Raw genomic sequence first — 19,401 nt, 5'->3', positions numbered from 1 at the left:
TTACCCCGCGTCGGCGTCGAACCCCCGCGCGAGATGCTCGCGGATGCCGGCGTTCCGCGCGGCCGACACCGGGCCGACGACGCCGCGGACGTGTGGCGGCAGATGGTCGGCCGCATGCTCCGCATTCTCGCCGAACACATAGCGTTCGAACCAGCGCATCCACGCCCGGCGCTGCGGCAGCGGCAGGTCGCGGATGCTGAGGATCGAATGGATCATCGCCGACAGCGCCGAGCTCGCATGCGGCGCATCCCACCAGTAATTGACCATGACGTTGAACGTCCCCGCCGCCTGCACATTGTGCCACCAGATCGGCGGGATGTAGAGCGCATCGCCCGGCTCCAGTTCCGCCACCACCGCATGCTCCATCGCCTCGGCGAAGCGCGGGTAGCGATCGAGATCGGGCGCGTTGAGGTCGACCATGCTGACCGGCGGTCCCGCGATGGTGAAGTGGAACGGCCCGACATAGAGGTTGTCGACCTGCTCGGGCGGGAACAGCGTGAAGCGGCGCTTGCCCTTCACCACGATCGCGACGTTGCTCGATTCATCGAAATGCGTCGAGACGTGCGACGCGTTGCCGATCCACACCCGCGGCACCGCCTCGGGCACCGGGAAGGGGAACGGGTTCTCGTCGGCCCAGCCCGGCAACGTCTCGCGCGCGCCCGCCGCCCCGGCGTAGAGCGCCTGCGGCTCGGGCACGTCGCGCAACTGCAACAGCTTGGTCAGCAACGCCGAGAGGCCGCCGAACCTTTTCTGGAAATTGCAGCCGCTCATCGCGTCGTCGTAGAAGAAATTGCCCTCGATCTCGGGCGGGCCGATCAGCACCTCGACCGGCTTGCCGCCGTCGAACCCGCGCAGGTAATCCGCCAGCGCTTCGTCCGATCGCAATCCCGCCTGAACCGCGGGCCAATGCCGCGCCTGGCCGCGCAGGACCAGCGGCCGGTATGCCGCGGCGACTTCCTCGGCAAATCGCGCAGGATCGATCGCGTCGCGTTCCTGGACGTATCGGGTCGCGGAAGAGGTCATGATCGGTCCACCCGGCGCGATCGGTGCGCCTGCGCTCCTGTTACCGGATCATCGCCCGTGCTGACAACCTGGCGATGGCGTCGGCCGATCTGTGCCGACGCAGATCGCCTTGTTTGCAGCAATCTTGAAGTGAAACGCTGACATTTAGTTCAAGTAACGGTTGCATAAACATCGAGAGACGCCAATTAGCGCAGGATACAGGGTTGAACGAAGAAGGACTTGTACATTGATCGAAGCGAACAAGACGGTCGAGCTTGCCACAGAATTGACCGTTGCGTGGTTGTCCAATCACAATACCCGGACCAATGCCGATGACGTTCCCGCGTTCCTGCAGCAGATGCATACCGCGCTGAACCGTCTTTCCGCGCCGACCGCGGATGCCGAAACGGCCTCGCCCGAATACACGCCCGCGACGACGGTGCGCAAATCGCTGGCGTCGCCCGATCACATCATCTCGCTGATCGACGGCAAGCCATATCGCACGCTGAAGCGCCACCTTTCGACCAACGGCATGACCCCCGCCGAATATCGCGAGCGTTATGGCCTGAAGTCGGATTATCCGATGGTCGCGCCGTCCTACGCCGCCTCGCGGTCGGAAATGGCCAAGCGGATCGGCCTCGGCCGCAAGGCTGGCCAGACCGTGAAGAAGGCCGCGACCGATGCCGCCGACGCGGTCGCCGCACCGGTGAAGGCGGTCGCCCGCAAGGCCCGCAAGACCGCCGCCGAAGCCAAGCAGGCCGCGACCGAGCATCTCGGCTGATCCACGGTCGACGAAGGCGGGTCCGACGATCCGCCTTCGTCCTCCTGCTCTACCACAGCGCAAGACCCCAGCGGTCCTCCCGCGTGGCAATCAACAAAATGCCATGACGTCATCAATGCTCGGCACCGCCCGAGCATTGATCACACAATTGATCCGCTAGGCTGCAAATCCATCTGTTCGGTGCGCTGCTGCCCGTGTACCAGACGCCGGCAAGTGGCTGGGTTGGCGTCATGCCGTCCGTGCAGAACATCGGCGCGTGGAGAGCGGATCCAGTATGTCCAAGCTGATAATGCTGATCGAAGACACTGCGCTGCACCGAAAATTATTCACGATCTGGCTCCAGATGGATGGTCACACCGTTCATGTCGTGGCCGACGAGCGGCTGGCGCATACCGAGGCGGTCACCGTCCGGCCCGATCTGATCATCGCCGACATCCGCCTGCCGCACATGGACGGCAAGGACGTGATCCGCACGCTGAAGTCGCGCGACGACACCCGGCACATCCCGGTGGTCGCGCTGACCGTGCTCAATTCGCGCGAGGACCAGGAGGCTTGCCTGGCCGCGGGGGCCGACACCTTCCTCAACAAGGACACCCGGCGCACCGACCTGCTCGACGCCGTCCGCCGCTTCTAGTTAACCGATCTACAATGCCTGGGCGCTAGGCGGGGGCGGGATGAGCCTGATCCCGATCCGCCTCGAACTGCGCCTGATGATCGGCATCCCGACGCTGCTGGTCGGTGCGTCGTGCGTGCCCCACGGCGTTGCGCCGCCGGCGACAATGGTGCAGCTGCCGGTGACGACTACCGATGCGCTGCTGCGCGGGATGGCGCTCGCGGTGCCGACCGACGTTGCGGACCAGCCGCTGCCGGCCGACGATCGCCGCTTCGTGTCGAGCGACGGCGCCCCCGCCTTCGATGTCGGCGGACAATCGCCCGACGATGCGGGGCGGGCGCTCGAATGCCTCACCGCCGCGGTCTATTACGAGGCGCGATCGGAGCCGCTCGACGGCCAGCGCGCGGTGGCGCAGGTGGTGCTCAACCGCGTCCGCGACCGCGCCTTCCCGCGGAGCGTCTGCGGCGTCGTCTACCAGGGATCGACGCGGCGCACCGGCTGCCAGTTCAGCTTCACCTGCGACGGATCGATGTACCGCCGCCGCGACGAGAATTCGTGGGAGCGTGCGCGTGCGGTCGCCGCCGCGGCACTGGGCGGGGCGGTCTATGCGCCGGTCGGGGCGGCGACGTCCTACCATGCCAGCTACATGCTGCCTTGGTGGGCGCCGAGCCTGACCCGGATCGCCACGGTCGGCGCGCATGTCTTCTATCGCTGGCGCAACGCGATGGAACGCGCGTTCTCGTTCCGCCAAAGCTATGCCGGCTACGAGCCCAACGTTGCGGCGGCCGGTTATGCCGGCGGCTATGGCGGCGACTATGCGCAGGGCGGCAGCGGCGTGACCGTGCATTATGCCGGCGACGACGAGGGGGCCGGTTCGGTCACCGTCCACCGTGGCACCGCGTCGGCCGCCTCGATCGCGGCGACGCGGGGTCAGCGGATGATCGTCTCGGGAGTCCGCATCCACCGCGGCGTCGGCGGCCCCGAGGGCGGCGGCGACGCTTACGACAGCGGCGAGGTGGCAATCGACGGCGAGGACGGCGCGATCTAGCGCACGGCCGCAGCGCACCACAGCCAGTCGATATAGTCCGCGTTACGGTCTACCCCGGTCTCGTCGCAATCGGGGGAAGGGATCACATGCGCGGTCGCGATTTCGCGCTTCTCGTGCTCATCTGCCTCACCTGGGGCTTCAGCAACGTCGTCAGCAAGCTGGTGGTCGGGCCTTGGGCGGTGCCGCCGCTCTTCTATGCCGCGGTGCGCTTCGGGATCGTGGTGGTGGTGACCTTGCCCTGGCTGCTGCCCGCGCCGCGGCCGCTATGGCGTATCGCCGCGGTCGGGCTGTTGATGGGCGGTGGCAGTTTCGCGCTGCTGTTCATCGGCTTGCAGACCGCGTCGCCGTCGGCGGTGGCGGTGGTCAGCCAGGTCGGCGTACCGATCACCACCCTGCTGTCGGTGCTGATCCTGGGCGAGAAGATCCATTGGCGCCGCGGCCTCGGCATCGCGCTGACGCTCTGCGGGGTGTTGATCGTGGTGTACGATCCCGCCGGGCTGTCGCTGTCGACCGGGCTCTGGTTCATCGTCGCCGCGGCCTTTTCCGGATCCGCGGGTGCGATCCTGATGAAGCAGATGGACAACGTCGCGCCGCTCCGGTTCCAGGCGTGGGTCGGGCTGATGTCGTTCCTGCCGCTGTCGATCGCGTCGGCAATGACCGAGCACGACCAGTGGCCGAGCGCGATCGCGGCGGGGTGGCCGTTCGTCGCCGCGATGCTGTTCGCCGCGCTCGTCGTGTCGGTGTTCGCGCACACCTGCTATTACATGCTGATCGATCGCTACGAGGCGAACCTGCTCGCGCCGTTGACGCTGATGACGCCGCTGTCGACGATCGGCTTCGGGGTGATGATCACCAGCGACAGGCTCGACACGCGACTGATCGTCGGCAGCGCGCTGGCCCTGCTCGGGGTGCTGATCATCGTCCTGCGCCGCAACCAGGTGGCGCCGCTGCTGCTGGTCCGCGAACGCCCCTGAACGCGACCTCGCCATAGAAATCGCTGTCCTACAGCGAACCCATCTGGTTCCATCGCCGCTCCCTGCAAGGAGCTTCGACGATGGACATCGATACCCTGATCGACGCGGTGATCGCCCGCGAAGGCGATTACAGCGATCACCCGGCGGACCGTGGCGGTGCGACCCGCTGGGGCATCACCGAAGCCGTCGCCCGCGCCCGCGGCTATGACGGCGAGATGCGCGCCCTGCCGCGCAGCGTCGCCGCGGCGATCTACCGTGCGGACTATTGGCAGGCGCCGGGCTTCGACCGGGTGGCGGACCGCGCGCCGGCCCTCGCTAGGGAGCTGTTCGATTCGGGCGTAAACCTCGGACCAGTCGTCGCCACCGGCTTCCTCCAGCGCGCGCTGAACGCGCTCAACCGCGGCGCCGGCGACTATCCCGACATCGCCGCCGACGGCCGGATCGGCACGCGGACGCTGGCCGCGCTCGACGCCTTCCTGGCGCGCAGGGGCAGGGCGGGGGAGGTCGTGCTGGTGAAGGCCATCGAGGCGCTCCAGGGCGAACGCTATCTCGCGATCACCGAGCGCCGCCCCGCCAACGAAGCCTTTCTCTACGGCTGGCTCGTGAACCGCATTGGTTGAAGTCAACTTCAACTTATTCAACGTTCGGCAACAAACAGGAGCTCGATCATGAGCATTTTCGACGGTATCATCGGCCCGGTCGCCAGCATCCTCGACAAGGTCATTCCCGATCCGCGGGCACGCGACGCCGCCAAGCTCGAACTCCTCAAGCTCGACGGCGTGCAGGAGCTGGAACGCGCCAAGGCGCAGATGGCGGCGATCCTCGCCGAGGCGCAATCCGCCGATCCCTGGACCAGCAGGGCGCGCCCGAGCTTCCTCTACGTGATGTACGCGCTGCTGCTCTGGGCGATCCCGATGGGCCTGATCGCCGCGGTCCGCCCACAGACCGCGCAGGCGATCGCAGCGGGCATGAACGCGTATCTGAACGGCATCCCCGAACCACTCTACGCGCTCTTCGGCACGGGGTATCTCGGCTACACGCTGGCGCGCAGCTGGGGCAAGGCGAAGGGCGTCGACCGGTAGGATCGTGGCGTCCTGGCGACGAAGAAGGATGTTCGCGCGGAGACGCGGAGACGCGGAGGGTTTGCGGCGCAGCCGGTTCATCGGTCGGCGTCGTTCGTGTCACGGAACGTCGCCCATAAGGTGTATCTTCGCGCCTCCGCGCCTTCGCGTGAAATATCACCGGCAGGCGGATGGTTCACGCGAAGGCGCGAAGGCGCGAAGGATCGGTCGCAACGCGTCGGGTTGCGTCGAGGAGAACAAGCGCCTGCGGCGCACTGTCTCTGCGTGCTCCGCGTCTCTGCGCGCAAACGAGCCTCTACGGGGTGGCGCCCCTTTGCACCCGCCCCTCACGCTCCCTACATCGCCCCTCATGAGCGGGAACGATCCACACGCCATGCCGGTCTGGCACGGCACCACCATTCTTTCGGTAAGGCGCGGCGGCAAGGTCGTGCTGGTCGGCGACGGTCAGGTCTCAATGGGCCAGACCGTGATGAAGCCGAACGCGCGCAAGGTCCGCCGGCTCGGCGACGGGTCGGTGATCGGCGGGTTCGCCGGGGCGACCGCCGACGCCTTCACGCTGTTCGAGCGGCTGGAACGCAAGCTGGAGCAGCATCAGGGGCAGCTGCTGCGGGCGGCGGTCGAGCTCGCCAAGGACTGGCGGACCGACAAGTTCCTCCGCAACCTGGAGGCGATGATGATCGTCGCCGACAAGGACGTGACGCTGATCCTTACCGGCAACGGCGACGTGCTCGAGCCCGAAGCGGGGATCGCGGCGATCGGCTCCGGCGGCAACTTCGCGCTCGCCGCGGCGCGCGCGCTGGTCGAGTATGAGCAGGATGCGGAAAAGCTCTGCCGCAAGGCGATGGCGATCGCGGCGGAGCTCTGCGTCTACACCAACGACCGGCTGACCGTTGAAAGCATGGACAGCACCAGCTGAACGACTCCCCCCTCCCGCTTGCGGGAGGGGGGGGGGGAGGGCCTGTTCCCACGAGCCCACCTCTCACCCGAAAAGCCCTCCAGCCCCTCCCGCGAACCGGAGGGGAGCAAGTGGAACATCATGAACGACGCACTTACCCCCAAGGCCATCGTCGCCGCGCTCGACGCGCATATCATCGGGCAGGCGGACGCCAAACGCGCGGTAGCGGTCGCGATGCGCAACCGCTGGCGGCGGCAGCAGCTGTCCGCCGATCTGCGCGACGAGGTCACGCCCAAGAACATCCTGATGATCGGGCCCACGGGCTGCGGCAAGACCGAGATCAGCCGCCGCCTGGCCAAGCTCGCCGATGCGCCGTTCGTGAAGGTCGAGGCGACCAAGTTCACGGAGGTCGGCTATGTCGGCCGCGACGTCGAACAGATCGCGCGCGACCTGGTCGAGGAGGCGATCCGGCTCGAGAAGGAACGCCGTCGCACCGCGGTGAAGGACAAGGCCGAGGAAGCGGCGATGGAGCGGCTGCTCGACGCGCTGACCGGCAAGGGATCGAGCCAGGCGACCCGCGAAAGCTTCCGCCAGCGCTTCGCCGACGGCCATCTCGATAACGCGGAGGTCGAGATCGAGATCGAACAGGCCCCGTCGATGCCGTTCGAGATTCCGGGCGGCGCGCCGCAGATGATCAACCTTGGCGAGATGATGAAGTCGTTCGGCGGCGGCCAGCAATTGAAGCGCCGCAAGCTCGGCGTTCGCGCCGCTTGGGACAAGCTGGTCGAGGAGGAAGCCGACAAGCGCCTCGACCAGGACGAGGTCAGCCGCGTCGCCCTGGCCGACGCGGAGGCCAACGGGATCGTCTTCCTCGACGAGATCGACAAGATCGCGGTCAGCGACGTGCGCGGCGGATCGGTGAGCCGTGAAGGCGTCCAGCGCGACCTGCTGCCTCTGATCGAAGGCACCACCGTGTCGACCAAATACGGGCCGATGAAGACCGACCACATCCTGTTCATCGCCAGCGGCGCCTTCCACGTCGCCAAGCCGTCGGACCTGCTGCCCGAGCTGCAGGGGAGGCTGCCGATCCGGGTCGAGCTGAAGGCGCTGACCGAGGCCGATTTCGTGTCGATCCTGTCGGACACCAAGGCGTCTTTACCGCTCCAGTACAAGGCGCTGATCGCCACTGAGGGCGTCGAAGTGTCCTTCACCGAGGACGGCATCGCCGCGATCGCGCGCATCGCTGCCGAGGTGAACGGCCAGGTCGAGAATATCGGCGCGCGACGGTTGCAGACGGTGATGGAAAAGCTGCTCGAGGAAGTCAGCTTCGACGCCGAGGACCGCAAGGACCCGGTCGTGGTCGACGCCGCCTATGTAGACGGCCAGCTGAAGGAAATCGCGCGCAACACGGATCTGAGCCGGTTCGTGTTGTGATCGTCATGTGTCCCCGCGAAGGCGGGGACCCAGTACTGGGCTCCCGCCTTCGCGGGAGCACAGTAAAGCCGGCGTGAAGCCCTACCGCTTTACCCACGGCACGAACGACCCGAACCGGCAATAAGGCGACGGAATGGTCTGCGGCGGATCGACGACGCGAAACCGGTCGTTGCGACATTGCTGGGAGCCGAAGCGCTCGATGATCAACGTGGTGTTGGGCCTGAGCGACGGGCAGGGGCCGATCGGGGTGTTGACGTAGATCTTCTTGCCGACCGGGCGATAGATGATCGTGCCTTCGCGGGTGATCTCCGGACCGCCCGAGAAGCTCGGGTCGATGCACTGTACCGGCGCCTGCGCGACCCGCCCGGCGAAGGGATCGTCCTTGGCGGCGACGAGCGCCAGCATGAGCGCGGGGAGGGCGAGGATGGGCTTCATGACGGCTTCCGATACGGCACGAACGCGGCGAACGAACAGCTGCCTGTCTGGAATCGGGAGACCGGGTCGATCGTCCGCGCGATATCGCCGCGGCACAATTGCCCGGTCGACGTACGGGTCACCAGCACGTCGCCGCGCCCGATTCGCTCGCAGCCGCCGCCGGTGTCGCTGCGATATTTGGTGCTGCCGATATCGCTGTAGAGGATCGTGCCGCCATAACTCTTCACCTGGCGCGACCAGCGCGGATCGATGCAGTTGCGCGGTGCGCCCGGGACCAGCCCGGCCAGCTCCTTGTCGAGCTCGACTTGCGCCGCCGCGCCCGCCTGCGCCGCCGCCGAGGTCTGGGCCGGAGTCTGCGCGCACGCCGCGAGGGCGGCGAGGGGCACCAGGATCAACAGGCTACGCATCGAACACCTCCACCCCTCCTCAACGCACGACCCGCGGATTAGCCGCGGAACGAATCCTTGGCGCGGCGATGATCGCCGAGCTGCGCGGCCGACGAGGCCCGCAGGAACGGGTTGGTCGCGCGTTCCAGTCCGATGCTGGTAGGCACCGTCGCCTCGCCCCGCGCCCGCGCCGCATCGACCTCGGCCATCCGCGTCACGATTGCGGCATTGTCGGGCTCGGCGACCAGCGCGTAGCGGCCGTTCGACTGGGTATATTCGTGCCCGCAATAGACCATCGTGTCGTCCGGCAAGGCGGCATAGCGCTGCATGTTCGCGAACATGTCCGCGGCGTCGCCTTCGAACAGCCGGCCACAGCCCATCGCGAACAGCGTATCCCCGGTGAAGATCGCACGATCCTCGGCAAGGTGGAACGCGATATGGCCCGCCGTGTGGCCGGGAACGGTCATCACCGTCGCGACGTGCGCGCCGATGCGGACCTCGTCGCCTTCCGCCACGGTGGCGTCGAGCGTCGGGATCTTCGCGGCTTCGGCGGCCGGCCCGGTGATCCGCGCGCCCGCCGCCTGCATCTCGGCATTGCCGCCGGTGTGATCGGGATGCCAGTGGGTGGTCCAGACCTGCCCGACCGTCCAGCCGTGCGCTGCCGCGGCGGCGAGCACCGGCCCCGCCTCGCCCGGATCGACCGCGACGGTCTCGCCGGCGTCGCCGTCGTGGATCAGCCACGCGTAGTTATCGCTGAGCACCGGAACGCGGACGATCTCCAGCGCCATCACCAGCTGCCGCTGTTCGGCATCGACGCCCATGGCTCGGCCGGCTCGAGCACGCCGTCTTGAAGCAACTCGATCGAGATACCGTCGGGCGTTTTCACGAATGCCATGTGGCCGTCGCGCGGTGGCCGATGGACGGTGAAGCCGGCGTCGAGAATCCGCTGACAGGTCTCGTAGATGTTGTCGACGCGGTAGGCGAGATGCCCGAAATTGCGCCCGCCGCTATATTCCTCGGGGTCCCAATTGTACGTCAGCTCGACCTCGGCGCGCGCGCGTTCGCCGGGTGCGGCCATGTCCTCGTCCGCGGCCAGGAAGATCAGGGTGAAGCGGCCCTTCTCGCTTTCCAGGCGGCGGACCTCCTTCAGGCCGACGAGCTCAAGGAAGGCGATCGTCGCATCGGGGTCGCTGACGCGGATCATGGTATGCAGGTATTTCATGCGTCTCGGCCTCCGCTGGTTGCTGACACCAAGATAGGGCCGGGCGACGACCCCTGCCAGCCTTCACCGCGAGGCGGGCGTCGCGGGCTCGAACTGCGCCAGCGCCGCCGCGGCGCTGCGGCCCTGCGCGCTGGCGGGGGCCAGGCGCACCGCCTCTGCCCACGCGGCGCGGGCGCCGGGTTCGTCGCCGGCCTTGGCGGCGATGTTGCCCGCCTCCAGTCGCACCGCGGCGTCTGCCGGTGCGCGCTTGATCGCCTCGGCAATGTCGGTCTTGGCGCGCGCCGGATCGTCGGATCGCCGCGCCAGCGTCGCCGACAGCAGCCAAGCGAGCGGATCGTCGGGCACGTTGGCGAGCGCGAGATCGAGATCGCGCCGTGCCGCGGCGGTGTCGCCGAGCGCCACCATCGTGCGGGCATGATCGATTTGGGTGTCGCCGAGCGCCTGTCCGGTCAGCGTCCCCGCCACAAGCGCGTGGTCGAGCGCGGCGCGCGCTTGGCGATCTCGCCCGCGGTCAGCCAGGCATTGCCCGCGGCCGCCCAGAACGCGGCGCCCTGCGAGTCGCGGCCGAACGCGCTGGTCTGCGCCGCGGTCTCGAACGCGGCGGCAGCGGCTGCCCAATTGCCCGCGGTGACCGCTTCGCGCGCGATGCAGGCGGCGATCGCGGTCTGCTTGCCGCGCGATCCGCAGGGGACAGGTGCGGCGGGGACGGTCTGCGCCGCCAGCAGCAGCATCGGCAGGATCATGAGCGTTCGATCACTTCCTCCACCGCGCGGATCGCCAGCGCGAGATCGGCCTCGCGTGACAGCCGGTGATCGCCGTCCTTCACCAACCATGTCTGGACGTCGGCTGAACGGAGCAGCTCGGCGAGCCGGCAGGTCCGCGCCCAGGGCACGTCGGGGTCCTTCTGGCCCTGGATCAGCCGCACCGGCACGTCGATCGCGATCTCTCCGAACATCAGCCGGTGCGCCTCGCCCGACGCGAAGAAGCCGCGGGTATAGACCGTCGGGGCGGGGCCGTAGCGGTTCGCGCGTTCGATCCTGCCGTGGCTGAGGATCGCCATCTTCTCGTCGAGCGTGAAACCCCAATCGGTAAAGTCGGGGGCGGGGGCGATGCCGACCAATCCGACGACTCGATCGGCGCGCGCGATCGCGGCGTGCAGCATCAGCCAGCCGCCGAGCGACGATCCGACCAGCACCACCGGTCCTTCCGCGACGTCGTCGATCATCGCGAGCACGTCGTCACGCCAGCCGATAAAAGTCTGCGTCTCGAACTCGCCCTCGCTCTGCCCGCAGCCGCCATAGTCGAACCGCAGGAAGGCGCGCCCTGCCGCCATCGCCCAGGCTTCCAGCGCCAGCGCCTTGGTGCCCTGCATGTCGGAGGCGTAGCCGGGCAGGAAGATGATCGTGGGCCCGGTGCCGCGGCGGTGATGATAGGCGAGGCGGGAGCGCGGGCGGAGCGCCGGCGCGGAACTCGGCTGGGGAGCATCGGTCATGCCCGCGTCCTAGCGGCAGCGGCATGCCGGTTGGAAGCATGTTGTCGTCAAGACGATGGCGGCTCGGGTTCGCGGAGCAGCGGCACCAGGATGGCATTGAGCTCGTCGAGCTCGAAGGCCGCGGCTTGCGCGTAGCGGATGATCCCGTGCCGATCGATGATGAAGTTCGTCGGCAGCGCCTCGATCACGCCATAGGGCCCTTTGATCCGGCGCACCGCGGGCATCGCCATCGCGGCGAACAGCGGCTTGAGCTTGGAGGCGGGCACCGAATCCTCGGTCGCGACCGCGAAGACGCGGAGCCCGTGATCCCGGCGCAGGCGATAGTAATTGTCGAGCAGCGGCAGCTCGCGCTTGCAGGGCACGCACCAAGTCGCCCAGAAATTGAGCACGATCACCTTGCCGCGAAGTTCGGTCGACTTGAGCTTCGTGCCGTCCATCAGCGTGACTTCGAACGGCGGCGCGACGTCGCCGACCTTCAGCGTCTTCGCCTGTGCAGGTCCGCCGCCGAGCAGTGCCAACGTCACGGCCAGTCCGATCATCCACCGTCGCATATCGCCTCCCCCAATGACCGTGCGGCCAGTCAGAACCGCCAACCCTGTTCGCCCTTCGTCGCGCGGCAAATCGATTTCAGTGCCTGCCACTGCGTCGCATCGAGCGCCGGGCGATAGGCGACTGGCTGGGCCGCCGCGCGGAAGCGGGCCGCGCGATCGGCGGATACGGGGTGCGAGGCAAGATAGGAAAGCATCCGTTCGGCCTTGCCGGCGCCCTTGCCGAGTCGCGTGAAGAAGGCGGCGGTTGGTTGCGGCGAGATCTTCGCATCGCGCATCAGATCGATCGCATAACCGTCGGCACGCCCCTCCGCTCCGCGCGAATAGGCGGTGGCGATCAGCGCATTGGTGTACCCGCCGACATGGCCTTCGAGCCCGCCGAGCACCACCGACAGGCCGAGCTGGCGGAGCAGCGACTCCATCACGTCGTGGTGGCGGATATGGCCAATCTCGTGTCCGATCACGCCGGCGACTTCGTCGGCCGACTTGGCGTCGGCGAGCAGGCCGTCGAAGATGACGATTCGGCCACCGGGCAGTGTCACCGCGTTGACCATCGGCAGTTTGACTACGCTGACTTCGACCGCGGCATCGTCGGGATCAACCCGGCTTACCAGCGCGCGCAGCGCCGCCTCGCCGGTGGGATCGGCGCAGCCGTTACGACCGAAATCGCCGATCATCACCGTGCCGATACGCTGCTCGACCGACTGGGGGATCATCCGCGCCAGCAGCGGCGGCGCATTGAGCACGCCGGTGATCACCAGCGCCGCAACCACGCCGAACGCCGCGACCGAGGGCCACAGGCCGAAGCGGTCGACGACCCGGCCATAGCGCGCCTGTCGCGGCAGCCGCGTCGCGATCGACATCGGCACCTGGCCGTCGAACAGGATCTTCCATCCCGGCGATCGCTTCAGCCCGAAGCTCGGCGGCGCGCCCATGGCGTCGCCTGCCACCAGATCGGCGAAGGCGATCGGCCCCGACGTCCGCCCCGGTTCGACCAGCACGAATTCGTCGCCGCGCACCTCCATCGTCGCGCGCCGCCGCAGCGCGCTGACGCCGTCATAATGCCAGACGACGGCCTCGCCGGCTGTCGGCTCCATCAAAAGGCGCCGACGTCGAACGCGTCGAGCAGCCCCTCGCCCTGGCTCGGCGTGCGGGTGGTGGATTGGGTGAAGTCGTCGAGATCGACCTCGCCGAACGCCTCCATGTGGCGAATGAAGAAAGCCCAATTGCGATAGGGGACGAAGATCAGGCCGATGCCCAGCGTCAACGCCACCAGCGCAAGGTTGCCGAGATAGAGCTTGATCCAGTCCATCGTCGTCGCGTCGAACGCGAAACTCAGTTTGCCGAGCGTTGTGGCGCCGACCGCTTCGCGGAAGAAGGCCGAGTAATAGATCATCGCGACCAACCCGAGCACCCCGAAGAACAGCAGGTAGAACACGACCACCGCGATCACCACGGCGATGATCGCTCCCGGTGTCGGAGACGTCGAGAAATCCGCGAGCGATCCGAAGCCGGCTACGGCCCCGGCGAACCCCGCAATCAGCACCAGCAGCGCGATCGGCGCGAGATAAAAGAGCAGGAAGCGGGGGAAGATCGGTTTCCATGCCGCACTCGCCGCGAATGCCGACGAGCCGAAGCTCATCGCGTTCCACCGCTTGTTCCAGAGCGTCGTCATCGACCACGGGATCATCAGCCCGAGCGCGGCCGATCCGAGCAGGGTGCGCCAGAAATACGAAACGCCGTACCGGAAGCCGGTATCGTCGCTGCCGCCGCGGATGCCGTGCCAATAGGTGCGGGTCAGTCGGTAGCGCAGCGCGCGGAAGATCGCGATCCCGATCAGGTAGATCAGCAACAGGTACAGGATCCCGACGATCAACGCCGCGAACCCTGCATGACCGCGGAGCAGCACGCCCTGCAGGACCAGGTTGATGATGCCGAACGGCACCACGAAGAACAGGATCGCGAGCATGTAACCGATGAACAGTTCTAGTCCGGTGCCCGTCCATTCCAGCCGGTCGTCGATGAAGCGCGTGTGGCTCCACAGATAACGACGGGTGCGAGTACGAGCCCAGAAGGTGTAGATCCCGAGCGTGACGATGGTCAGCAGCAGGTTGGTGAACGCGATCGGCGCATAATCCCGCCACGTTCCCGTAAATCCAAAGGCGCGGCTGCCCCCAGCCGTGTCGCCACGCGGCGCTTCGTCAGTCATTATCATCCCCCGTCCCTGCGCCGGATTGAGCGGGAAGCCGGCGCAAAGGTCAAGAGCCAGACGAATACTTAGTCGTCGGTCGGAGAAATCGATGCATCGCCCGAAATCGCTGCGATGATACGCGCTGCCAGCAGCGCCAGCGTGTCGTCGCGCGCGCCCATCAGGACGATCCGATCTCCAGGGCGCGCCTCGCGAACCAGCAGCGCCGCAGCGTCTTCGCGGTCGGGAAAATGCCGCGCATCGCGGCCGGCGGCGACGATGCCTGCAGCGATGTCGGCGCTGGTCACGTCGCGCGCGACCGTCCCGCCATGATACACCGGGTCTGGCAGGATCAGCAGGTCCTGCGGGGCCATGCGCTCCGAGAACATCCCGATCAGCTCGCGACCCATCACCTTCAGCGGGCCATAGCCATGCGGCTGGAACAGGATCAGCAGCTTGCCCGGAAAGGCGTGCAACGTATCGAGCGTCGCGGCGATCTTGTCGGGATTGTGCCCGAAATCGTCGATCACCGCGATGCCGTTGGCCTCGCCGACCAGATCGAACCGCCGTCGCAACCCGACGAACCCGGCGATCGCCGCCACCGCCTCGTCGATCGTCACGCCGGCCGCGACGGACGCCGCGATCGCGGCCAGCGCGTTGGCGACGTTGTGGCGGCCCGGCACCTGCAGCGTCACCGTGCGCGGCGCGCCGCCGGCGACGATCAGCTCGAACGTCACCGAGAACGGCGCCTCGACGATCTCGCGGGCGAGGAAATCGGCTTCGCGGTCGATCGCGAACGTCGCGACCCGCTTTGCGGGCAGCGTTGCCGCCAACGTTGCCGCCTCGTCGTTGTCGATGTTGACGATCGCGGCCTCGGCACCCGCGATGAAGCCCGCGAACAACAGCCGCAGCTCGTCCATCTCCTTGTGATCGAGGCCGACATTGTTGAGCACCGCGATCCGCGGCCGATAGCCCGCGATCGATCCGTCGCTCTCGTCGACCTCGCTGACGAACGCGTCGCCATTCCCAACCAGCGCGCTTGCGAAGGGCACGTCGGGGCTCGCGAAATTCTTCATCACCGCACCGTTCATTACCGTCGGATCGCGGCCACAGGCGTAGAGGATCCAGCCGATCATCCCGGTAACGGTGGATTTGCCGCTGGTGCCGGCGACCCCGATCGGCAGCGCGCTGGCGTTGAACAGCGCGCTCAGCATCTCCGCCCGCGTCGCGCGTTCGCAGCCCAGCCGCGCCGCCGTCACCATGTCGGGCACGCTCGCCTCGACCGCGGCCGATGCGATCACCAGTTGGTCCGCCGCGATGATGCCGCTGCCGTCCTGCGGGAACAGCGCGACACCTCGTCGCGCGAGATCGTCGAACTTCGCCGGGACACGGCCCTGGTCGAGCGAACGGTCGGACCCTGCGACCTTTGCGCCGCACCCGGCGAGGATCATCGCCAGCGGCATCATCCCCGATCCGCCGATCCCGACGAAGAAACAGGATCTGCCCGAAAGGTTGCCGCCGTCCATCGCGGCGCGCTATCGGCAATTTACCGCCGCCGGGCAAGGTCGGCGGCACTTGGCTCGGGGACGCGCAATGAAGATCGGCATCGTCGCCCCCGCCAACACCGTCGACGCCGACGTGGTGGCGCCGCTCACCGCCTTCGCGGCGGTCGCCTATCCCGAGGTCGATCTCGTCTTCCACCCGCAATGCTTCGAAAATGACGGCCATTTCGCCGGGCCCGACGCCCGGCGGGCGGCGGCATTCCTCGACATCGCCAACGATCCGGGCTTCGCGGCGGTGTGGTTCGCGCGCGGCGGCTACGGATCGAACCGGCTACTGGCGGAGGTGATGCCGAAGCTGGGGCCGGCGGCGCGACACAAGGATTATGTCGGCTACTCGGACATGGGGTTCCTGCTCGGCGCCCTCTACGCGCGCGGCATCGGGCGGCCGGCGCATGGGCCGATGCCGATCGACATCAACCGCAAGGACGGCGACGTCACCGTGGCCCGGTCGCTCGGCTGGATGGCACGACGCGAGACCGTCGGGCTGGAACCGGGACTTGCGGGACGGCCCGCGGCGGCGTTCAACCTAACGATCCTCGGCAACCTGATCGGCACGCCGTGGCTGCCCGATCTCGCCGATCACGTGCTGATGATCGAGGAGGTGTCCGAGCCGATGTACAATATCGACCGGCTGCTCTTCAACATGGCGGGCGCCACCCAGCTGAAGGGGGTTGCCGGGGTCCGGCTCGGCGCGCTTACCGCGGTGAAGGATAACAGCTCAAGCTGGAACGAGCCGATCGAGACGATGATCAACCGCTGGTGCCGCGACATGGCGGTGCCGTATTTCGGTCGCGCGGAGATCGGTCACACGCAGACTAACCATGTGGTGCCGTTCGGGCTGGTGTGACGGGAACGCTTGGTGAAGACGATCACCGATGCGCCATCGGATTGGCAGTCGCTTGCCTATCCCGCGCTCTCGACGGCATAAGCCCGCGGTTCGCCCAAACGAAAGATCGAGTCACTCATGTCCGCCATGTTCCGCATTACCCTGCCCGACGGTTCCGTCCGCGAGGTAGCGCCGGGGACTACTCCGGCGGATGTGGCGGCCGCGATCGGGCCGGGCCTTGTCAAGGCGGCGCTGGCGGCGCGGATCGACGGGCAGGTGCGCGATCTCAATCGGCCGTTCGAGGGGGACACGCAGCTCGCGCTGGTGACCGCCAGGGACGAGAAGGACGCGCTCGAGCTCGTCCGCCACGATCTCGCGCACGTGATGGCGGAGGCGGTGCAGAAGCTGTTTCCCGGCACCGAGATCACCTTCGGCCCCGCGACCGACGACGGCTTCTACTACGACTTCGCCCCCAAGGAGCGCCCCTTCACCGAGGAGGATCTGCCCGCGATCGAGGCGGAGATGCGCGAGATCATCGCCCGTAACGAGCCGTTCGTGCGCGAAGTATGGTCGCGCCAGCAGCTGATCGACCGCTGGACCCAGCAGGGCGAACGCTTCAAGGCCGAATGGGCAGCGGACCTTCCCGAGGGCGAGGAACTGACGATCTACCGCCAGGGCGACTGGCTCGACATGTGTCGCGGCCCGCACATGGCGTCGACCGGCAAGCTCGATCCGCAGGCGTTCAAGCTGACACGCGTATCCGGTGCCTATTGGCGCGGCGACCAGAAGAACGCGATGCTCAGCCGGATCTACGGCACCGGCTGGCTCAACAAGAAGCAGCTCGACCAGCATCTCTTCCGCCTGGAGGAGGCCGCCAAGCGCGATCATCGCAAGATCGGGCAGGAGATGGACCTGTTCCACCTCCAGTCCGAAGCGCAGGGTTCGGTGTTCTGGCATCCCAAGGGCTTCGTGCTGTGGCGTCAGCTCGAAGCGTATATGCGCCGCCGGCTGGACGCCGCCGATTATGCGGAGGTCAAGACGCCGCAGCTGATGGACGCCCGGCAATGGGAACAGTCGGGCCATTGGGGCAAATATCGCGAGAACATGTTCGTCGTGCCGGACGAAGTGCCCAACATCGAGGACGAAGGCGCGGTGCTGTCGGGCGAAGGCGACCTGATGGCGCTGAAGCCGATGAACTGCCCGGCGCACGTCCTGATCTTCAAACAGGGAATCAAGTCCTACCGCGACCTGCCGATCCGCATGGCCGAGTTCGGCTGTTGCCACCGCAACGAGCCGCATGGCGCGCTGCACGGCATCATGCGGGTGCGCCAGTTCACCCAGGACGACGCGCATATCTTCGTGCGCGAGGATCAGCTGGTCGACGAGGTGCGCAAGTTCTGCGAGCTGCTCGACAGCGTCTACAAGGACCTCGGCTTCGACAGCTATGCAATCAAGCTGGCGCTGCGCCCGGATAAGCGGTTCGGTTCCGAAGAGATGTGGGACTGGGCGGAACAGTCGCTGCGCGATGCCGTCGCGGCGACCGGGCGCGACACCGTGGACTATGGCTGGGAAGAATTGCCGGGTGAGGGCGCCTTCTACGCACCGAAGCTGGAATTCCACCTGACCGATGCGATCGGGCGGACCTGGCAGGTCGGCACGATCCAGACCGACACCGTGCTGCCCGAGCGACTCGACGCCAGCTATGTCGGGGAGGACGGCAATCGCCACCGCCCGGTGATGCTCCACCGCGCGATCCTCGGTACCTTCGAACGCTTCATCGGCATCCTGATCGAACATCATGCAGGCCGCTTCCCGCTGTGGCTGGCGCCGGTGCAGGCGGTGGTCGCGACGATCGTGTCGGACGCGGACGATTATGCTGCCGAGGTGTCGGACCAGCTTCGCCGCGCCGGTATTCGGGTCGAGACCGACCTTCGCAACGAAAAGATCAACTACAAGGTGCGCGAACACAGCCTAGCGAAGGTGCCGGTGCTGCTGGTGGTCGGCAAGCGAGAGGCGGAGGAGGGCAAGGTCGCGGTCCGGCGGCTCGGCAGCCAGGCGCAGGAGATCGTCCCGCTCGCCACCGCGATCGCAGCGCTTGTGGACGAGGCCCGCGCCCCCGATATGTGATCGGTTCCCGCCGCGCCCGCTTTGCGCTATGATGCGACGGAGACCGACCCACTAACGACGACAGGAGTCTACCCATACGTCCTCCCACGATGCGCCGGCCGAACCAGGCGCCGCCGATGAATGGCCCTCGCTTCAACGAGTGGATCCAGAGCCCGAAGGTTCGCGTGATCGACCATGAGGGTGAGAATCTCGGCGTGATGTACACCCGCGAAGCGATCGAGCAGGCGGCCGAACTCGGCCTCGACCTGGTCGAGGTGTCGCCGAACGCGGATCCGCCCGTCGCCAAGTTCCTCGACGTCGGCAAGTTCAAGTACGAGGCGCAGAAGAAGGCGAACCTCGCGCGCAAGTCGCAGAAGACGCAGGAGATCAAGGAGATCAAGATGCGTCCGAACATCGACGATCACGATTACGACACGAAGATGAAGAAGGTAAACGACTTCATCGGCGAGGGCGACAAGGTCAAGATCACGCTGCGGTTTCGCGGCCGCGAGCTCAGCCACGGTCAGCTCGGCATGAACCTGCTGAAGCGCGTCCAGGATGACGTCGCCGAGATTGCGAAGATCGAGGCGTATCCGCGCATGGAAGGCCGGCAGATGCTGATGGTGCTCGCGCCCAAGTGACGCGATCGGGGACGGGCCGTGATGCCCGTCCCTATTTCCCCGATTGCCGTAGCGTCACTCCTGTTTTCGGTGGCGTGATCCGAGGTGCGCGGTGTGGCTCATCTGCGACACCGATCCTTTAAAAACGACCTGCCGACCAAAATTTCATAGACGTTCACGCCTGTGG

General features: G+C 67.1%; 23 protein-coding genes. 11 read left to right on the top strand and 12 right to left on the bottom strand.

The features are described from left to right. Entirely contained in the window at positions 1–1,023 is a 1,023-nt protein-coding gene (locus ACT009_RS07250; RefSeq protein WP_445193663.1) for a cupin-like domain-containing protein, read from the bottom strand. 226 nt (positions 1,024–1,249) lie between these two features. Between ACT009_RS07250 and ACT009_RS07245 the strand changes: the two genes are divergently transcribed. The 8 genes from ACT009_RS07245 (at position 1,250) to hslU (ending at position 7,829) form a co-directional block, all read left to right on the top strand. Beyond that, complete coding sequence (locus tag ACT009_RS07245; protein WP_445193662.1) at positions 1,250–1,783, top strand: MucR family transcriptional regulator; 534 nt, start codon at positions 1,250–1,252, stop codon at positions 1,781–1,783. Between the two features lie 274 nt (positions 1,784–2,057). After that, positions 2,058–2,417: a response regulator gene (locus ACT009_RS07240; protein WP_445193661.1), complete on the top strand. Its 360-nt coding sequence runs from the start codon at positions 2,058–2,060 to the stop codon at positions 2,415–2,417. Positions 2,418–2,457: 40 nt separating this feature from the next. Then, on the top strand, positions 2,458–3,444 hold the full coding sequence (locus ACT009_RS07235) for a cell wall hydrolase (protein WP_445193660.1): 987 nt from the start codon (positions 2,458–2,460) through the stop codon (positions 3,442–3,444). Between the two features lie 86 nt (positions 3,445–3,530). Further along, positions 3,531–4,418: a DMT family transporter gene (locus ACT009_RS07230; RefSeq protein WP_445193659.1), complete on the top strand. Its 888-nt coding sequence runs from the start codon at positions 3,531–3,533 to the stop codon at positions 4,416–4,418. A gap of 80 nt (positions 4,419–4,498) precedes the next feature. After that, positions 4,499–5,038, top strand: a complete 540-nt coding sequence (locus ACT009_RS07225; protein WP_445193658.1) for a glycoside hydrolase family 108 protein — start codon at positions 4,499–4,501, stop codon at positions 5,036–5,038. 48 nt (positions 5,039–5,086) lie between these two features. Then, a complete protein-coding gene (locus ACT009_RS07220) occupies positions 5,087–5,500 on the top strand; it encodes a holin family protein (protein WP_445193657.1) in 414 nt (137 codons plus the stop codon). 373 nt (positions 5,501–5,873) lie between these two features. Then, on the top strand, positions 5,874–6,416 hold the full coding sequence (gene hslV, locus ACT009_RS07215; RefSeq protein WP_445193656.1) for an ATP-dependent protease subunit HslV: 543 nt from the start codon (positions 5,874–5,876) through the stop codon (positions 6,414–6,416). A gap of 120 nt (positions 6,417–6,536) precedes the next feature. Beyond that, positions 6,537–7,829, top strand: coding sequence for an ATP-dependent protease ATPase subunit HslU (gene hslU, locus ACT009_RS07210; protein ID WP_445193655.1), 1,293 nt, complete (start codon positions 6,537–6,539; stop codon positions 7,827–7,829). Between the two features lie 81 nt (positions 7,830–7,910). Here hslU and ACT009_RS07205 read toward each other — a convergent pair whose 3' ends face one another. From ACT009_RS07205 to ACT009_RS07155, 11 genes are all read right to left on the bottom strand, one after another. After that, positions 7,911–8,264: a hypothetical protein gene (locus ACT009_RS07205; RefSeq protein WP_445193654.1), complete on the bottom strand. Its 354-nt coding sequence runs from the start codon at positions 8,262–8,264 to the stop codon at positions 7,911–7,913. After that, entirely contained in the window at positions 8,261–8,671 is a 411-nt protein-coding gene (locus ACT009_RS07200; protein ID WP_445193653.1) for a hypothetical protein, read from the bottom strand. The genes ACT009_RS07205 and ACT009_RS07200 overlap by 4 nt, the downstream gene beginning before the upstream one ends. Before the next feature lie 38 nt (positions 8,672–8,709). Continuing rightward, a complete protein-coding gene (gene gloB / locus ACT009_RS07195; RefSeq protein ID WP_445193652.1) occupies positions 8,710–9,471 on the bottom strand; it encodes a hydroxyacylglutathione hydrolase in 762 nt (253 codons plus the stop codon). Next, the gene (locus tag ACT009_RS07190; RefSeq protein ID WP_445193651.1) at positions 9,438–9,872 is read right to left on the bottom strand and encodes a VOC family protein; all 435 of its coding nucleotides are present in this window, start codon (positions 9,870–9,872) and stop codon (positions 9,438–9,440) included. The genes gloB and ACT009_RS07190 overlap by 34 nt, the downstream gene beginning before the upstream one ends. Before the next feature lie 63 nt (positions 9,873–9,935). Then, entirely contained in the window at positions 9,936–10,337 is a 402-nt protein-coding gene (locus tag ACT009_RS07185; protein ID WP_445193650.1) for a tetratricopeptide repeat protein, read from the bottom strand. Beyond that, positions 10,322–10,615: a hypothetical protein gene (locus ACT009_RS07180; protein ID WP_445193649.1), complete on the bottom strand. Its 294-nt coding sequence runs from the start codon at positions 10,613–10,615 to the stop codon at positions 10,322–10,324. Before ACT009_RS07180 ends, ACT009_RS07185 begins: the two co-directional genes overlap by 16 nt. Next, positions 10,612–11,364 (bottom strand): alpha/beta hydrolase, encoded by a 753-nt coding sequence (locus ACT009_RS07175; RefSeq protein WP_445193648.1) that lies wholly within the window; start codon positions 11,362–11,364, stop codon positions 10,612–10,614. Before ACT009_RS07175 ends, ACT009_RS07180 begins: the two co-directional genes overlap by 4 nt. 47 nt (positions 11,365–11,411) lie before the next feature. Next, positions 11,412–11,903: a TlpA family protein disulfide reductase gene (locus ACT009_RS07170; protein ID WP_445193647.1), complete on the bottom strand. Its 492-nt coding sequence runs from the start codon at positions 11,901–11,903 to the stop codon at positions 11,412–11,414. Between the two features lie 41 nt (positions 11,904–11,944). Further along, the gene (locus ACT009_RS07165; RefSeq protein ID WP_445193646.1) at positions 11,945–13,009 is read right to left on the bottom strand and encodes a M48 family metallopeptidase; all 1,065 of its coding nucleotides are present in this window, start codon (positions 13,007–13,009) and stop codon (positions 11,945–11,947) included. Next, positions 13,009–14,121 carry a YjgN family protein gene (locus tag ACT009_RS07160; RefSeq protein WP_445193645.1) on the bottom strand — a complete coding sequence of 371 codons (1,113 nt, stop codon included), beginning with the start codon at positions 14,119–14,121 and terminating at the stop codon, positions 13,009–13,011. The genes ACT009_RS07165 and ACT009_RS07160 overlap by 1 nt, the downstream gene beginning before the upstream one ends. 68 nt (positions 14,122–14,189) lie before the next feature. Continuing rightward, positions 14,190–15,626: a glutamate ligase domain-containing protein gene (locus ACT009_RS07155; protein ID WP_445193644.1), complete on the bottom strand. Its 1,437-nt coding sequence runs from the start codon at positions 15,624–15,626 to the stop codon at positions 14,190–14,192. A 67-nt stretch (positions 15,627–15,693) separates the two neighbouring features. Here ACT009_RS07155 and ACT009_RS07150 point away from each other — a divergent pair, with 67 nt between their 5' ends. From ACT009_RS07150 to infC, 3 genes are all read left to right on the top strand, one after another. Beyond that, on the top strand, positions 15,694–16,509 hold the full coding sequence (locus ACT009_RS07150) for an LD-carboxypeptidase (RefSeq protein ID WP_445193643.1): 816 nt from the start codon (positions 15,694–15,696) through the stop codon (positions 16,507–16,509). A 117-nt stretch (positions 16,510–16,626) separates the two neighbouring features. After that, entirely contained in the window at positions 16,627–18,615 is a 1,989-nt protein-coding gene (gene thrS / locus ACT009_RS07145; RefSeq protein ID WP_445193642.1) for a threonine--tRNA ligase, read from the top strand. Between the two features lie 89 nt (positions 18,616–18,704). Further along, on the top strand, positions 18,705–19,235 hold the full coding sequence (gene infC, locus ACT009_RS07140; protein WP_445193641.1) for a translation initiation factor IF-3: 531 nt from the start codon (positions 18,705–18,707) through the stop codon (positions 19,233–19,235). Positions 19,236–19,401 lie beyond the last annotated feature (166 nt).

Source organism: Sphingomonas sp. Tas61C01, assembly GCF_052567495.1.
The sequence above is the reverse complement of the archived record's forward strand: the minus strand, read 5'-3'. Positions and strand labels throughout refer to the sequence as shown.

Bases quoted from the DNA above. Each gene is read 5' to 3' on its own strand.
- ACT009_RS07250 (WP_445193663.1), bottom strand. From the start codon at position 1,023: ATGACCTCTTCCGCGACCCGATACGTCCAGGAACGCGACGCGATCGAT.
- ACT009_RS07240 (WP_445193661.1), top strand. From the start codon at position 2,058: ATGTCCAAGCTGATAATGCTGATCGAAGACACTGCGCTGCACCGAAAA.
- ACT009_RS07235 (WP_445193660.1), top strand. From the start codon at position 2,458: ATGAGCCTGATCCCGATCCGCCTCGAACTGCGCCTGATGATCGGCATC.
- ACT009_RS07230 (WP_445193659.1), top strand. From the start codon at position 3,531: ATGCGCGGTCGCGATTTCGCGCTTCTCGTGCTCATCTGCCTCACCTGG.
- ACT009_RS07225 (WP_445193658.1), top strand. From the start codon at position 4,499: ATGGACATCGATACCCTGATCGACGCGGTGATCGCCCGCGAAGGCGAT.
- ACT009_RS07220 (WP_445193657.1), top strand. From the start codon at position 5,087: ATGAGCATTTTCGACGGTATCATCGGCCCGGTCGCCAGCATCCTCGAC.
- hslV (WP_445193656.1), top strand. From the start codon at position 5,874: ATGCCGGTCTGGCACGGCACCACCATTCTTTCGGTAAGGCGCGGCGGC.
- hslU (WP_445193655.1), top strand. From the start codon at position 6,537: ATGAACGACGCACTTACCCCCAAGGCCATCGTCGCCGCGCTCGACGCG.
- ACT009_RS07205 (WP_445193654.1), bottom strand. From the start codon at position 8,264: ATGAAGCCCATCCTCGCCCTCCCCGCGCTCATGCTGGCGCTCGTCGCC.
- ACT009_RS07200 (WP_445193653.1), bottom strand. From the start codon at position 8,671: ATGCGTAGCCTGTTGATCCTGGTGCCCCTCGCCGCCCTCGCGGCGTGC.
- gloB (WP_445193652.1), bottom strand. From the start codon at position 9,471: ATGGGCGTCGATGCCGAACAGCGGCAGCTGGTGATGGCGCTGGAGATC.
- ACT009_RS07190 (WP_445193651.1), bottom strand. From the start codon at position 9,872: ATGAAATACCTGCATACCATGATCCGCGTCAGCGACCCCGATGCGACG.
- ACT009_RS07180 (WP_445193649.1), bottom strand. From the start codon at position 10,615: ATGATCCTGCCGATGCTGCTGCTGGCGGCGCAGACCGTCCCCGCCGCA.
- ACT009_RS07175 (WP_445193648.1), bottom strand. From the start codon at position 11,364: ATGACCGATGCTCCCCAGCCGAGTTCCGCGCCGGCGCTCCGCCCGCGC.
- ACT009_RS07170 (WP_445193647.1), bottom strand. From the start codon at position 11,903: ATGATCGGACTGGCCGTGACGTTGGCACTGCTCGGCGGCGGACCTGCA.
- ACT009_RS07165 (WP_445193646.1), bottom strand. From the start codon at position 13,009: ATGGAGCCGACAGCCGGCGAGGCCGTCGTCTGGCATTATGACGGCGTC.
- ACT009_RS07160 (WP_445193645.1), bottom strand. From the start codon at position 14,121: ATGACTGACGAAGCGCCGCGTGGCGACACGGCTGGGGGCAGCCGCGCC.
- ACT009_RS07155 (WP_445193644.1), bottom strand. From the start codon at position 15,626: ATGGACGGCGGCAACCTTTCGGGCAGATCCTGTTTCTTCGTCGGGATC.
- ACT009_RS07150 (WP_445193643.1), top strand. From the start codon at position 15,694: ATGAAGATCGGCATCGTCGCCCCCGCCAACACCGTCGACGCCGACGTG.
- thrS (WP_445193642.1), top strand. From the start codon at position 16,627: ATGTCCGCCATGTTCCGCATTACCCTGCCCGACGGTTCCGTCCGCGAG.
- infC (WP_445193641.1), top strand. From the start codon at position 18,705: ATGCGCCGGCCGAACCAGGCGCCGCCGATGAATGGCCCTCGCTTCAAC.